This is a genomic window from Nocardiopsis sp. NPDC007018, assembly GCF_040635075.1.
In the GTDB taxonomy this organism is placed as follows: Bacteria; Actinomycetota; Actinomycetes; order Streptosporangiales; family Streptosporangiaceae; genus Nocardiopsis.
The window spans coordinates 39353-53004 of the sequence record NZ_JBEYHA010000009.1 but is presented as its reverse complement, the minus strand read 5'-3'; the positions used below and the strand labels follow the sequence as shown (position 1 = coordinate 53004).

Genomic DNA, 13652 nt, shown 5'->3' with positions numbered 1-13652 from the left:
CGGTCGATGTGCGGCGGTGGGGCCGAGCGCCACGCTGGTCACGTACCGATGAGGGAGGGTCCCGTGACCACAGCACCGACCGAGGCCGCAGAACCGGCCACCGCACCGCAGCCGGGGGGTGCGCCCGTCGGCGGCGCCGCGCGCCGGGTGCCGTTCCTGGACGTCGCCCGCGCGATCGCCATGATCGGCGTGGTGGCGATGAACGTGACCGTCGTCGTCTTCGCCGCCGAGCGCGCCGGGGAGATCGAGCAGAGCACACTCACCTCGGTCGTCGACGGAACGCTGGGCCTGTTGATGTCCGGCAAGGCCCGGGCGCTGCTCATGGTGCTGCTGGGTGTCGGCGCCGTCCTGGCCTGGCGGTCCGCCGCGCGGAGCGGCGGACGCCCGATGGCGGTCATGGCGCGCCGCTACGTGTCCCTGGGGCTGCTGTTCGGGGTGCCGCACCTGCTGGTGTTCTCCGGTGACATCCTCGTCCACTACTCGATCGCCGCGCTGTTGCTCGCCCCGCTGATGCCGTTCCTGCTGGCCGGGTCCGGGAACCGGCCGCTGTGGTTCGCGGCGGCCCTGTTCGTGACGGCGCCGTTCGTCGAGTTCGGGCTGGGCTCGGTGCTTCCCGGCGGCCCGGACGTGCTGGTCACCCTCGTGCCGCAGACCCTCGGGTTCTTCTGCGCGGGCGTGTGGCTGGCGCGCAGACCGGAACTGGACCCCGAGTTCGCGGGCGAGCCCTCGCGGTTCCCGCTGCGCCTGGTGTGGGCGGGTCTGGTGGGGCAGGTGCTGGGACTGTTGTTCATGGTCGGCGCGGACCTGTTCTTCCCCATGGAGTTCGACGCGGACGGCGTCCCGGTGATGAACGCGGACGGCATGCCGGTGATCCACCCCGGTTCCGACGTGCTGACCTCCTTCGGGGCCGGCCTGACCGGGCTGGGCGGAGGGCTGTTCTTCCTGGGGTTGGTGTGGTGGCTGGTCGGGCGCGGCCGGACCGCGGCCCGCGCCCTGGGCGCCCTGGCTCCGCTGGGCCGGATGACGCTCACCGTCTACCTCGGCAGCACCGCCGTGTTCCTGCTGACCATGAAGCCGTTCGAGGGCGAGGTCACGGTCCTGGCCCAGTACGGGGTGGCCGCGGTCTACTTCGTGGCGATGGCCCTGTTCGCCCGCTGGTGGCTGGGGCGCTTCCGGATGGGACCGCTGGAGTGGGTGTGGCGTCTGCTCACCTACCTGCGCCCGGTGCCGATGCGCCGGGTCCCGGGGGAGGCCGTCGCACCCGTGGTCGCGGACCACGGTTCGGGGGCCGGTGCGGACGCCGCCCGCTCGCGGGGCGCGCACGACGGTTCCTGGGCCGTGCCCCCGGGGCTGGTCGGGTCCTCGCGGCCCGGTGCGGCGGTGCCGCAGGCGGCTCCGACCGTTCCGGCGGGCACGGACCGTGCCTCTGCGCCTCCCGCCTCGGGCGACGCTGGTATGGACGCCCGGCGCGACCGGTACGAGGGTCGCACCGCCGCCGACTGACACGCGGACGGGCCCGGGACACGGGCCCCGGGCCCGTCCGTTCAGCCCCCGGCGACCGAGGGCAGCAGCCGTACGTCCGAACCGTTCGGGACGGTGGCGTCCAGTCCGCCCACGGAGCGGCACTCGTCCTGGTCCACGAACACGTTCACGTACCTGCGCAGCCCGCCCTGCTCGTCCCTGATCCGACGGTCCAGGCCGGGGTGGCGCTCGGCCAGCGCGTCCAGCACCCCGCGCAGCCGGGTCCCGTCCTCGACCTCCAGCGGCACGTGGGTGGCGCCCCCGGCGTCGGCCCGCAGCACGCTGGTCAGGTGCACGGTCACCCGCATCTCACACCTCCGTCGCCCGTACACACAGGACGTCGGGCAGGTGGGCGGCGACCAGGTGCCAGCGGTCGTCGTCGTCCGTGGTCGCGTAGACGTCCCCGGAGCGGGTCCCGAAGTAGAAGCCGGGGACCTCGGCGCCGTCCGTGCAGGCGGCGTCGCGCAGGGTGATGCCGAAGTACGGCTCCTCCGGGAGGCCCTCGGTGATCGCCTGCCACGAACCCCCGCCGTCGTCCGTGCGGTAGGCGCTGAGCCGGTAGTCCGGCGGGAGGTGGACCTCCTGGCTCACCACCGGGAAGTTGAGCGCGGTGTCGGGGTGGTGCGGGTGGGCGACCACCGCGAAGCCGAAGTTGGTCGGCAGGCCCTTCTCGATCGACGTCCACCCGTCGGACGGGTTGGCGCTGCGGTAGACCCCGTGGTGGTTCTGCGCGTAGAAGGAGCCGTCGGGTGCGGCGGCGACCTTGTGCACGCACTGGCCGTACTCGGGCTCCTCGTCGGGCAGGAACCCGGCGGAGATGCCCCTGTTGGTCGGGTGCCAGCTGGCCCCGTCGTCCTCGCTCTGGTAGACACCACCCGTGGACATGGCCACGGTGATCGCCTCGGGTGTCTCGCGTCCGACGCCGAGCCTGCCGGGCAGGACGGTGTGGATGGCGGCGCCACCGGCACCGGGCATCCAGTTCGCCCGGTGCGGGTGGTCCCAGAGTGCCCGGACCAGTTCGAAGCTGTCGCCTCCGTCGGAGGAGCGGAACAGGGCGTGCGGCTCCACTCCGGCGAACACGGTGTCGGGGTCGGCGCCGAAGGCGAACTGCCAGGCGCGGGTCAGCGACCCGTCCGTGTCCTCCGGGAAGGCGATCGGCGGGCTCGGCGGTTCGGTCCAGGTGGCGCCGAGGTCGTCGCTGTGCCAGACGCTCGGCCCGAAGTGCCAGCTCTCCGTTCCGGCGAGCAGGCGTTGGGTGTGCGGGTTGATCCCGACCGTGTAGACGGGGCTCATACCGGCGTCGTTGGCCTCGTCGAGCCGGTGCGGTCCGGTCACCTCCCATGCGCGCCGATCCTCGCTCCGGGCCGTGAACAGGCCCTTGCGCGTGCCGATGACCAGGAGATATGCCATGACGAACTCCAAGATGTGAGTCAGGTCTCCACTCTGGCACAGGGGTGCGGACGACGCCGGGAACACGTGGACGGCGCCGGGAGGAGTGTCGGGTGGGGGTCAAGCCGGGGTCACGGGAGGGTTCCGGTCACTGCTGCCAGTGAATAGTTAGGAACCCGAACGATTTACCGTGGGTGGCGAATTGGCGCCCACGGGAAATGGGGCGCCTGTCGGAGGGATAACTTCCGTGAGGAGGGAACTCTTTCCGGGCAGGGGTTCTGCGGCGAGTGGAAGGCGGTTGTCGGTACCAGATCACTTTGCAATAAACTCCCGGGCCAACCGGTGTTCGCTCCGGGGCTCCCCCCGGCCCCGGTATGCCGGTCACATCCGGCCATCCAGCCCGGAAGTCATCCCGCTCCTTCGGTCTCTCGGTCCGTTTCGGGACCACCGTCCCAATGGCCGGTCCCGCGTACCATTGAGAACCGAGTTCCCACTCGATAGGGTCGCCCATGCACCACCCCCCGGACACACTCCACGCCCGCAAACGCCGTAAGGCGAGGGCCACGATCGTGTCAGCAGCCTTCCAACTCTTCGCCGAGCACGGATTCGACAACGTCACGGTCGCGGCCATCGCGGAGCGTGCCGAGGTCGGCCGCACCACCTTCTTCCGGTACTTCGGTGACAAGCAGCAGGTGCTGTTCGCCGACGACAGCGCCGAGGTGGACCGCATGTGCGCCCACGTGCGCGAACGCGCGGACCGGAAGCCGGGAACCGACCTCGGGGCGGCGCTCGCCCTACTCCGCGAGGCAGCGGCGGCGTGTCCCCGCACCGCGCTGACGCCCGCGCACTCGACGGTCCTGGTGCGGCTCCTCAGAGAGAGCGTCGACCTCAGATCCCGCTACCTGCTCACCCGGCAGCAACGGGCGCTCCGCCTGGCGGGGGCCCTCACGGAGGCGGGCACGGCGGAGAGCGTCGCCGTTCTGGCCGCCCACACCGCGATGGCCTGTGACCTCACCGCCATGCGGCTCGCGGAGAGCCCCGAGGCCTACCCCGTCCGCGTGGACGAGGCCCACGGGATGCTCCGTACCCTCGGTTCGCCGGGGGACTGATCGGCTCGGGGCGCGACCCTCCTGCCCCGATCCGACGGACCCGGCGCGGTCGATCCCGCCACCGGTCCCCGGCCCGCACACCCCGACCAGTGCGGGCCGCCCGGGGGCCGGTGGCGGGGCTCAGAGGTCGTGTTCCCGCACCAGACCGACGAGCCTTCGGCCGAACACCGCCACCACGGCCAGACTGATGACGCCCACCAGCAGGTAGGGGACACGGAGCGCGTCGGTCTGGCCGAGCGCGGGCGCCAGGGCCGCCACCAGGACACCGCCCGCCGCCATGCCCACGGCGCTCATGCCCCAGCTGACCGTGCGCATGGCGGCGTTCACCCGCCCGAGCAGGTGGTCCGGGGTGATGCGCTGGCGGATCGAGGTCATCGCCACCGCGTAGCCCAGCACCAGCCCTCCGCTGAGGAAGTACACCCCGGCCACCACCGGTGTGAGGGGGAAGGCGGCCACCAGCAGGTACAGCAGGCCGCTCCCGGCCAGGCACAGGGTCGGCAGCGTCCCGTGCGGCAGCGCGGAACGCAGCCAGGAGACCAGTTGGCCGCCGACGATCCCGCCGATCGCGGCGAAGGCCATGAGCAGGCCGAACCCGGCCGAACCCAGCCCCAGCGTGTCGCGGACGAACAGCACCTGGGTGGACAGCATGGTCGCGTAGGCGGTGTTGACGAACACCGCGATCACGGCCACGGCCCGCAGCAGGGGTTGACGCCACACGGCGCGCACGCCCTCGACCACGTCCGCCCACACCCCGGCCAGGCCGCGCCGTTCGCGGGGGGCGGGGGCGTCGGCGGCGCTCGGAGCGGTCGGAGCGGTCGCGCGGACGCGCAGGAGCGCCACCACCGACACCAACAGCGCGGCGATGTTGAACAGGAACGGGACGAACAGCCCGAGGGCCAGCACGAACCCGCCCAGCGGCCTCCCGGCGAACTCCTCCGCCACGATCGCCCCGGAGCGCACGTGCCCGTTGGCCCGTTCCAGCCGATCCGGGGGGACCAGCGACGTCACCGTGGTCTCGGCGGCGGTGTCGTAACAGACCTCCAGGGCGCCGAAGCAGAACGCGAACGCCGCGAGCAGGGGGATCGACGCCCAGTCGGAGAACACCACCAGGGCCAGCAGCGCCCACAGCAGGAGTCGCAGGGTGTTGGCGGAGACCATCAGCGTGAGCCGGGGGACCCGGTCCACGAGCACCCCGGCGGGCAGGGCGAGGAGGAGCCAGGGCAGTCGGCCCGCCGTGGCCACGGCGGCGACCAGGGCCGCGTGGTCCGGGGCCAGGGAGGAGGCCAGCCACGGCACGGCGATCATCGCCACGCCGTCGCTGAGGTTCGAGGCCAGGGACGCGGACCAAAAGGCCCAGAACCGTCCGCCGAGCGGCGCCGTCGACGCCCGGGTCGTGGAGTCGGACACGGGGGGACCACCGACCTTCCGCACGCCGGTGTCTCGGGCGGTTCCCGTCGGGGGCACCGGCACACGCCTCCACGCTAACCCCGCCCCTTCGGGCGCGTTCCGGCGGCGTCCGGGGACGGAACGTGACGGGATCGGGGGGCCGGGGGTCTGGATTTAGTAGGACGTCCAACTATATGGTGAGGGGGCCGTGGAGCGGGGAAGCTGGTGCGAATCCAGCACGGTCCCGCCACTGTGACCGGGCCGAACACCCGGAAGTCAGGCCACCGCTCGCGGCCGGAGATCCGTGTGGTCCACGAGGATGGAGCGAACACGCATGGTCAGCGAGCTGACGCATTTCGTGCATGGCAGGAACGTCCCCGGGCGGAGCGGCCGCTTCGGCGACGTGTACGACCCCAGCACCGGCCGGGTCCGTGCCCGGGTACCCCTGGCCGACCGCGAGGAGACCGAGGCGGTCGTCGCCGACGCCGAGACGGCCCAGGTCGAATGGGGTTCCTGGAGCCCCCAGCGCAGGGCCAGGGTCCTGCTCCGGTTCCTCCAGCTGGTCGAACCCGAACGCGAGTCGATCGCCCGGGCGCTGTCCGCCGAACACGGCAAGACCGTCGCCGACGCGCACGGCGACCTCCAGCGCGGCCTGGAGGTGGTGGAGTTCGCGGCGGGCATCCCGCACCTGATCAAGGGCGAGTTCACCGACAACGCCGGCACCGGCATCGACGTGCACTCCCTGCGCCAGCCCCTCGGGGTGGTCGCGGGCATCACCCCGTTCAACTTCCCCGCGATGATCCCGCTGTGGAAGGCCGCACCTGCCCTGGCCTGCGGCAACGCGTTCATCCTCAAGCCCTCCGAGCGCGACCCCTCGGTCCCGCTCCGCCTCGCCGAGCTGTTCCTGGAGGCCGGGCTGCCCCCGGGCGTGCTCAACGTCGTCAACGGCGGCAAGGAGGCGGTCGACACCCTGCTCACCGACCCCCGGGTGGCCGCCGTCGGCTTCGTGGGCTCCACCCCGATCGCCGAGTACGTCTACTCCACGGCCACCGCGCACGGCAAGCGCGCCCAGTGCTTCGGCGGGGCCAAGAACCACATGGTCGTCATGCCCGACGCCGATCTGGACCAGGTCGCCGACGCCCTGATCGGGGCCGGGTACGGGTCCGCCGGGGAACGCTGCATGGCCATCTCCGTGGCGGTGCCGGTCGGCGACGAGACCGCCGACGCCCTCGTCGCCAAGCTCACCGAGCGCATCTCCGGGCTGACCGTGGGGGCCGCCGACGACCCCGACGCCGACTTCGGGCCGCTGGTGTCCCGCGACGCCCTCGACCGCGTGGACGCCTACGTCGGTCTGGGCGTGGACGAGGGCGCCGAGCTGGTGGTCGACGGCCGCGGCCTGAAGGTCGCCGGTCACGAGGAGGGCTTCTTCACCGGCGCCTCCCTGTTCGACCGCGTCACCACCGACATGCGGATCTACAAGGAGGAGATCTTCGGCCCGGTACTGTGCGTGGTGCGCGCCGCCGACTACGAGGAGGCCCTGCGCCTGCCCAGCGAGCACGAGTACGGCAACGGCGTCTCCGTGTTCACCCGCGATGGCGACACCGCCCGCGACTTCTCCCAGCGCGTCGACACCGGCATGGTCGGCGTGAACGTGCCCATCCCGGTGCCGGTCGCCTACCACACGTTCGGCGGCTGGAAGAGGTCCGGCTTCGGCGACCTCAACCAGCACGGCCCCGACTCCGTGCGCTTCTACACCCGCACCAAGACCGTCACCTCGCGCTGGCCCTCCGGGGTCAAGGAGGGCGCCGAGTTCACCATCCCGGTCGTGCGGTGACCTCCGCGACCACCGCCGAACAGCGCGCGCTCGCCGAGACCGCGCGCGCGTTCGCGGACCAGCACCTGGCACCGTTCGCCGTCGACTGGGACCAGACCAAGCACTTCCCCGTCGACGTGCTCCGCAGGGCCGCCGAACTCGGCATGGGCGGCCTCTACGTCTCCGAGGACGCTGGGGGGACCGGCCTGACCAGGCTCGACGGCGTCCTGGTCTTCGAGGCCCTGGCCACCGGCTGCCCGTCCCTGGCCGGGTACCTGTCCATCCACAACATGGTCGCCTGGATGGTCGACCGGTACGGCGACCCCGCCCAGCGATCCCGCTGGCTGCCGGGGCTGTGCTCCATGGAGACCCTGGGCAGCTACTGCCTCACCGAACCCGGGGCCGGGTCCGACGCCGCCGCGCTCAGCACCCGCGCGGTCCGGGACGGCGACCACTACGTCCTCACCGGCGCCAAGCAGTTCATCTCCGGGGCGGGCGCCTCGGAGGTGTACGTGGTCATGGCGCGCACCGGCGGCGACGGGGCCGCCGGGATCTCCGCGTTCGTCGTGCTCCGCGACGACCCGGGGGTGTCCTTCGGCGCCAACGAGGCCAAGATGGGCTGGAACGCGCAACCCACCCGCCAGGTCCTCATGGACGGGGTCCGGCTGAGCCCCGACCGCCTGCTCGGCGCGGAGGGGGACGGCTTCCGCATCGCGATGAACGGGCTCAACGGCGGCCGCCTCGGCATCGCCGCGTGCTCGCTCGGCGGCGCGCGGGCCGCGCTGGAGGGCAGTACCGCCTACCTGGGCGGCCGCGAGGCCTTCGGTGCCCCGCTGATCGACGCCCAGGCGCTCCGGTTCCGGCTCGCGGAGATGGCCACCGACCTGGAGGCGGCCCGTTCCCTGCTGTGGCGCGCCGCGACCGCCCTGGACGAGGGCGACCCCGAGGCCGCGCACCTGTGCGCCATGGCCAAGCGGTTCGCCACCGAGGCCGGGTACACCGTCGCGGACCAGGCGCTCCAGCTGCACGGCGGGTACGGCTACCTGACCGAGTACGGCATTGAGAAGATCGTGCGCGACCTGCGGGTGCACCGAATCCTGGAAGGAACCAACGAGATCATGAGCCTCATCATCGCTCGACGACTCACCGGGGCCGCCTGATGACCGGCGACGACAACCCCACGGCCGCGAGCCCGGACGACGCGACGGTGCTGCTGAGGGTGGAGGGCGCGCTCGCCCGCGCCACCCTCAACCGGCCGCGCGCCATCAACGCCCTCGACCACGGGATGGTGCGCGTGCTCGCGGACGCCCTGACCGACTGGGAGAAGGACGAGGGCGTCGCGGCCGTGCTCCTCGACGGCGCCGGGGAGCGCGGCCTGTGCGCGGGCGGCGACATCCGGGCGATCCGGGCCAGCGCGGTGGACGGCGACCGGCGGGCCGCCGACTTCTGGCGGGACGAGTACCGCCTCAACGCCAGGATCGCCCGCTACCCCAAGCCCTACGTCGCCCTCATGGACGGCGTGGTCATGGGCGGCGGTGTGGGGGTCTCCGCGCACGGCCGGGTCCGTGTGGTCACCGAACGCTCCAAGGTGGGCATGCCGGAGACCACCATCGGGTTCGTGCCCGACGTGGGCGGCACCTACCTGTTGTCGCGGGCGCCCGGCGAGACCGGCACCCACCTGGGGCTCACCGGGACGCCGATCGGCGCGGGGGACGCGGTGTACACCGGGATGGCCGACCACTACGTGCCCTCCGAGCGCCTGCCCGACCTGGTCGCCGCGCTCACCCGGGCCCGCACGGAGGCCGAGGTCATCGAGACCGTGGGCGGCTTCGCGAAGATCGCCCCCGCCGCCCCGCTGGAGGCGCGGCGGGGCTGGATCGACGCCTGCTACTCGGCTGACACCGCGGAGGAGATCGTGGCGCGGCTGCGCGACCACGGCGACCCGGAGGCCGCGAAGGCGGCCGACACCATCGCGGCCAAGTCGCCGACCTCGGTGAAGACCACCCTGGCGGCGCTGCGCCGGGCGCGGGACCTGGACACGCTGGAGGAGGTCCTCGAACAGGAGTACCGGGTCTCCTCGGCCACGCTGACCTGGCCCGACCTGGCCGAGGGCATCCGCGCCCAGGTGGTCGACAAGGACCGGCGGCCCCGGTGGGCTCCGGCGACGCTGGCCGGGGTCTCGGACGCCGACGTCGCACGCGCCTTCGATCCCGCCCCGGACGGTCCGGTCGGTCTCGCCGCGCCGGTCGCCGCGTGCGAGGGCCCGGGGGGTGCGCGATGAGCGCGGTCGCCTTCGTCGGGCTGGGCAACATGGGTGGCCCGATGGCCGCCAACCTGGTCGCCGCGGGGCACGCCGTCACCGGGTACGACCTGGTGCCCGAGGCCCTGGAGCGGGCGGCCGGAGCGGGCGTGCGGGTGGCCGGGTCCGCCGCCGAGGCGGTGGCCGGGGCCGACGTCGTCGTCACCATGCTGCCGAGCGGCCGCCACCTGCTCGACGCCTACCGGGGCGCCCCCGGGATTGAGGGGCCCGGGGAGGGCGGTCTGCTGGCCGCGGCCCGCCCCGGCACGCTGTTCCTGGACTGTTCCACGGTGGACGTGGCCGACGCCCGCGCCGCCAACGCCGCCGCCGTCGAGGCGGGCCACCGGGCGATGGACGCCCCGGTGTCCGGTGGCGTGGCCGGGGCTGAGGGCGGAACGCTCACCTTCATGGTCGGCGCGGAGGAGGCCGACCTGGCCACGGCGGGGCCGCTGCTGGAGGTGATGGGCGGCCGGGTCGTGCACTGCGGGGGCCCGGGCGGCGGCCAGGCGGCGAAGATATGCAACAACATGGTGCTGGGCGCGTCGATGCTCGCGGTGAGCGAGGCGTTCGTGCTGGGGGAGCGGCTGGGCCTGACCCACCAGGCGCTGTACGACGTGATGTCCACGGCCTCGGGGCAGTGCTGGTCGCTCACGTCGTACTGTCCGGTGCCGGGCCCGGTGCCCGCCAGCCCCGCCAACCACGACTACCGTCCTGGCTTCGCGGCCGCGCTGATGGCCAAGGACCTGGGCCTGGCGGCCAGCGCGCTGGGCCAGACCGGTGTGGAGGCGCTCGTCGGCGGCCGCGCGGCGGAGGTCTACCGCGCGTTCGCCGAGAGCCTGGACGGGGTGCCCCGGGACTTCTCCGCGATCGTGGAGTCGGTGCGCGAGCGCTCGCGGCCCCCGGAGGTGTCCGCGGAGCCCGACACCGGCTGAGTCCGGTGGGAGGACGCCGCGCGGCCCGGGGGCCCGAGGGGGTGCCCGGGCCGCGCGCCGTCCGGAGTCCGGTGGGTGGTGCCTCCGTGTTGGCGGAACCGGGGACGTCGTGGCGGCGTCTCACCGGGCGACAGGCCTCGGGGCGAGCGGCCCCGGGGCGTCCCCCAGCGGTACGGAGTCCCCCATGAACCCGAAACCCGGCACCCTCACGGCCATCCAGGTCATCCTCTTCGTCCAGGCCGGACTGGCCGCCCTCGGCCTGTTGTTGGCCTTCATCGGGATGGGCGCGATGACCGAGTCCGAGCTCAGGAGCGTGGCCGGTGTCGGCACCGGCACCTTCCTGTTCATCATGCTCATCGGTGTCGCGACCACCGGCTTCAACGTCTACGTGGCCGCCACGATGGGTCAGGGCGGGTACCGCACCCGGACACTCGTGCGGGTGGTGGCGGGTATCGGCGCGGTCTCCGTGCTGGTCAACATCGTGACCGGCGGATCGTTCCTGATCGCGCTCGTGCTGCTCGTCGTCATCGTCGTCCTCAACGAGGGCGCGGCCGCCAGCCAGTGGTACGAGGAGACCGAGCACCCCCACCGCTACCAGGGCCGCTGACCGTCACCGGCCCCCGGCACGCCGGGGGCCGGGTCGGTCGGTTCATGGACCCGTGTGGGGGCGCGCCCCGGGCGTACCGACCCCGTGTGGCCGGTGCGCCCGGGGCGCGTGTACGTGGCGGCGTTCGCGCGGCGCGCCGGAACGGCCCGCTAGAACGGTGTCAGGGTGATCTCCAGCCGCGAGGGCCCGTGGTCCTGGATGTAGGAGGCGAAGTCCTCGACGTCGTCGAAGGCGAACCCGTACGCCTTGCCGTCCTCGGTGTGGTCGTGGAAGGTCCCGGCGTACCGGTTGGCGATGTCGGCCAGGTAGAACCCGTTCGGGTCGTTCGTGGGCTGGGCGGCGTGGTCCAGCAGGGTGGCGCGGTTGAGCGCGGCCCCCACGATGGCCGCGACCGGGCCGGTGATCCCGTCGTTGGGCGCGGCCAGGGCGCCGTCGCAGAAGAACACGTCGCGGGTGCTGGGCCGGGGGATGGGCGACACCCCGCCGTCGAACAGCAGCTCGTCGCCCTGGACCCGGCCGGTGAAGGTCCCGGCGTTGGTGGTGACGGTCAGGTCGGTGCCCGAGTAGTGCGACCACACCTGGTCGACGTAGGGGTCGTAGTAGTCGGTGGGGAAGATCCCGGAGTCGAGCCCATGGCCGGGGGCGATGATCCGGTGGCCGTCGAAGACCAGCGGGGAGAAGTCGGGGTCGGCGGCGAGGGTCTCGAAGATCGCGTCGCGCCCGCCGGGCAGGAGGAAGCCGGTGCTCTGGTCCTCGTTCCCGGTGAGCCGGATGCCGATGGGCACGCTGAACTGGTCCACCATCGAGGTGTTGCAGAACATGCCGTCCTCGTTGTGGGTGAACTCCACCGAGTCGTGCAGGACGTCGAAGCCGTGGTCGTCCTCGACCCAGCCCGCCGGGAGCTGGAGCGCGGGGTTGCCGTTGCCGTCCTCGACGATCCGGATGCCGAGCTTGCCGCCCATGGCGAAGTAGATGCGGCCGGACATGTACGGCAGGGTCAGGTCGGCGAGGGCGCCCAGGGGGATCGAGTAGTCGGTGTACCCGTTGTCGGTGTTGTCGTCCAGGCTGACGGGGTGGGGTGTGCCCTGGGCGTCGACCCGGCAGTGGACGTCGTCGACGAGGTCGGTGCCGACGACGTACACGAGGACCTCGTCGTCCGCGAAGCGGCCGCTGTTGTTGGTCACGCTCACCGGGAGCGCTCCCAGGTTGGTCGTGTTCGAGACGGGGGTGATGTTCTGGGGTCTGGTGGCGCAACCGGTCGCGCCGAGCAGGGGGGCTCCGGCGGCGAGCGAGACGCCGCCCAGGAAGAGCCTGCGGTCGATCATGGGTGAACTCCTCAGTAGCGGGTGTGAAGAGGTGCGCACCATGGAGCCAGCTCGGGGGTCGCCGCGTCAACGGGGTGAGCGGTGCGGATCGCGTGGCCCCCGCGTCACCCAAGGTGACGGAGGTGTGTGTGGGGTAGATCACATGGGGTGGCCCACGGTCAGCTCCACCAGGGCGACCCCCTTGTGCACGTGGCTCCCGGCGACGCACAGCCCCGCGCGCCCGGCCAACGCCGCCAGGTCCTCGGGAGTGCGCTCCCGCCCCTGGAAGAACGCCAGCATCCGCAGGTCCAGTTCGCTTACCACGTCCTCGGCGGCGTGCTCGGCCACCAGCACCGCCCCCGCCGGACCGGCCGCCTCCGCGCACCGACGCAGGATCGCCACGGCCGCGTCGTCGTCCCAGTCGTGCAGAACCCAGCCGAGCACGAAGGCGTCACCGGACACCGGCAGCGGGTCGAAGAAGCTGCCCGCCACGGCGTCCGCGCGGTCGGCCAGCCCCGCCTCCTGGAAGTTCGCGCGTGCGGCTGCCGCCGGGCCGGGCAGGTCGACCACGGTCCCGCGCGGCCGGGAGAAGCGCTTCAGCAGGGTGACCAGCAGCGACCCGTTGCCGCCGCCCACGTCCACGACGTGGTCCAGCGCCTGCCACTCGTACATCTGCGCGATGGTCTCGGAGTGGTTGACCATCCGGCCGCTCATCAGCTCGTCGAAGGAGCGGGAGAGTGCGGGGTCGGCGGACAGGTCCTCCCAGAAGCCCGCGCCGCCGAATCGCAGCGAGTAGGCGCTCCGGCCGGTGCGCAGCGCCTCGGCCAGCTCGGACAGGCACAGGTCGGCGCGGCCGTGCGCGCCGTCCCCGGCGAACCAGCCGAGCCGGGAGGCCGGGTGGTCGGTCCGCAGGGCCGCCCCGACGTCGGTGAGCGCGAACCGGTCCCCGTCCAGGGTGAACAGGCCCTCCCGGACCAGGTACCGCAGCACCCGCGCCAGGCCGTCCGGGTCCGCCCCGGCCGCCGCGCCCAGCTCCTCGGCGGTGCGCGGCCCGTCAGCCAGGTGGTCGGCGATCCGCAGTGTGGCCACCGCCCGGATCGCCATCGGGGTGACCGGGCTGGCCAGCGCCCACAGCCGCGCGGACGCCTCCCGCTCGGCCTCGGTGATACCGTGTTCGTCACGTTCTCCGCTCACCGCGCACGCTCCAGTCCTGGGGGCCGTGTCCTTCTCACGGACACTACCCAGCGCGGTGCCTCCCCAAGGGGGAAATGACCCGACACGCGGCGACACGG

The 13652-nt window shown here is 72.9% G+C and carries 12 protein-coding genes and 1 riboswitch; of the genes, 7 read left to right on the top strand and 5 right to left on the bottom strand.

Annotated features, from left to right (window positions below; translation table 11 throughout):
- Positions 1 to 63 precede the first annotated feature (63 nt).
- Positions 64 to 1503, top strand: a complete 1440-nt coding sequence (locus ABZ635_RS06885; protein WP_357760101.1) for a DUF418 domain-containing protein — start codon at positions 64 to 66, stop codon at positions 1501 to 1503.
- A 41-nt stretch (positions 1504 to 1544) separates the two neighbouring features.
- Here the strand turns inward: ABZ635_RS06885 and ABZ635_RS06880 are convergent, their stop codons facing one another.
- Entirely contained in the window at positions 1545 to 1829 is a 285-nt protein-coding gene (locus tag ABZ635_RS06880; RefSeq protein WP_357760098.1) for a MoaD/ThiS family protein, read from the bottom strand.
- A 1-nt stretch (position 1830) separates the two neighbouring features.
- Positions 1831 to 2931, bottom strand: a complete 1101-nt coding sequence (locus ABZ635_RS06875; protein ID WP_357760095.1) for a sialidase family protein — start codon at positions 2929 to 2931, stop codon at positions 1831 to 1833.
- Between the two features lie 488 nt (positions 2932 to 3419).
- Here ABZ635_RS06875 and ABZ635_RS06870 point away from each other — a divergent pair, with 488 nt between their 5' ends.
- Entirely contained in the window at positions 3420 to 4019 is a 600-nt protein-coding gene (locus tag ABZ635_RS06870) for a TetR family transcriptional regulator (RefSeq protein WP_357760091.1), read from the top strand.
- A gap of 120 nt (positions 4020 to 4139) precedes the next feature.
- On the opposite strand, the gene ABZ635_RS06865 is transcribed toward ABZ635_RS06870, so the two are convergent.
- On the bottom strand, positions 4140 to 5426 hold the full coding sequence (locus ABZ635_RS06865) for an MFS transporter (protein WP_357760089.1): 1287 nt from the start codon (positions 5424 to 5426) through the stop codon (positions 4140 to 4142).
- 165 nt (positions 5427 to 5591) lie between these two features.
- Positions 5592 to 5712, top strand: a riboswitch (cobalamin riboswitch).
- A gap of 27 nt (positions 5713 to 5739) precedes the next feature.
- On the opposite strand from ABZ635_RS06865, the gene ABZ635_RS06860 reads away from it, so the two are divergent.
- From ABZ635_RS06860 to ABZ635_RS06840, 5 genes are all read left to right on the top strand, one after another.
- Positions 5740 to 7239, top strand: a complete 1500-nt coding sequence (locus tag ABZ635_RS06860; RefSeq protein ID WP_357760086.1) for a CoA-acylating methylmalonate-semialdehyde dehydrogenase — start codon at positions 5740 to 5742, stop codon at positions 7237 to 7239.
- On the top strand, positions 7236 to 8378 hold the full coding sequence (locus tag ABZ635_RS06855) for an acyl-CoA dehydrogenase family protein (RefSeq protein WP_357760083.1): 1143 nt from the start codon (positions 7236 to 7238) through the stop codon (positions 8376 to 8378). The genes ABZ635_RS06860 and ABZ635_RS06855 overlap by 4 nt, the downstream gene beginning before the upstream one ends.
- Positions 8378 to 9499 (top strand): enoyl-CoA hydratase/isomerase family protein, encoded by a 1122-nt coding sequence (locus tag ABZ635_RS06850; RefSeq protein ID WP_357760079.1) that lies wholly within the window; start codon positions 8378 to 8380, stop codon positions 9497 to 9499. Before ABZ635_RS06855 ends, ABZ635_RS06850 begins: the two co-directional genes overlap by 1 nt.
- The gene (gene mmsB, locus ABZ635_RS06845; protein WP_357760076.1) at positions 9496 to 10449 is read left to right on the top strand and encodes a 3-hydroxyisobutyrate dehydrogenase; all 954 of its coding nucleotides are present in this window, start codon (positions 9496 to 9498) and stop codon (positions 10447 to 10449) included. The genes ABZ635_RS06850 and mmsB overlap by 4 nt, the downstream gene beginning before the upstream one ends.
- 184 nt (positions 10450 to 10633) lie before the next feature.
- Positions 10634 to 11056 carry a hypothetical protein gene (locus ABZ635_RS06840; protein ID WP_357760073.1) on the top strand — a complete coding sequence of 141 codons (423 nt, stop codon included), beginning with the start codon at positions 10634 to 10636 and terminating at the stop codon, positions 11054 to 11056.
- A gap of 149 nt (positions 11057 to 11205) precedes the next feature.
- Here the strand turns inward: ABZ635_RS06840 and ABZ635_RS06835 are convergent, their stop codons facing one another.
- A complete protein-coding gene (locus ABZ635_RS06835) occupies positions 11206 to 12381 on the bottom strand; it encodes a beta-1,3-glucanase family protein (protein ID WP_357760070.1) in 1176 nt (391 codons plus the stop codon).
- A 138-nt stretch (positions 12382 to 12519) separates the two neighbouring features.
- Positions 12520 to 13554, bottom strand: coding sequence for a methyltransferase (locus tag ABZ635_RS06830; RefSeq protein WP_357760067.1), 1035 nt, complete (start codon positions 13552 to 13554; stop codon positions 12520 to 12522).
- Positions 13555 to 13652: the final 98 nt, after the last annotated feature.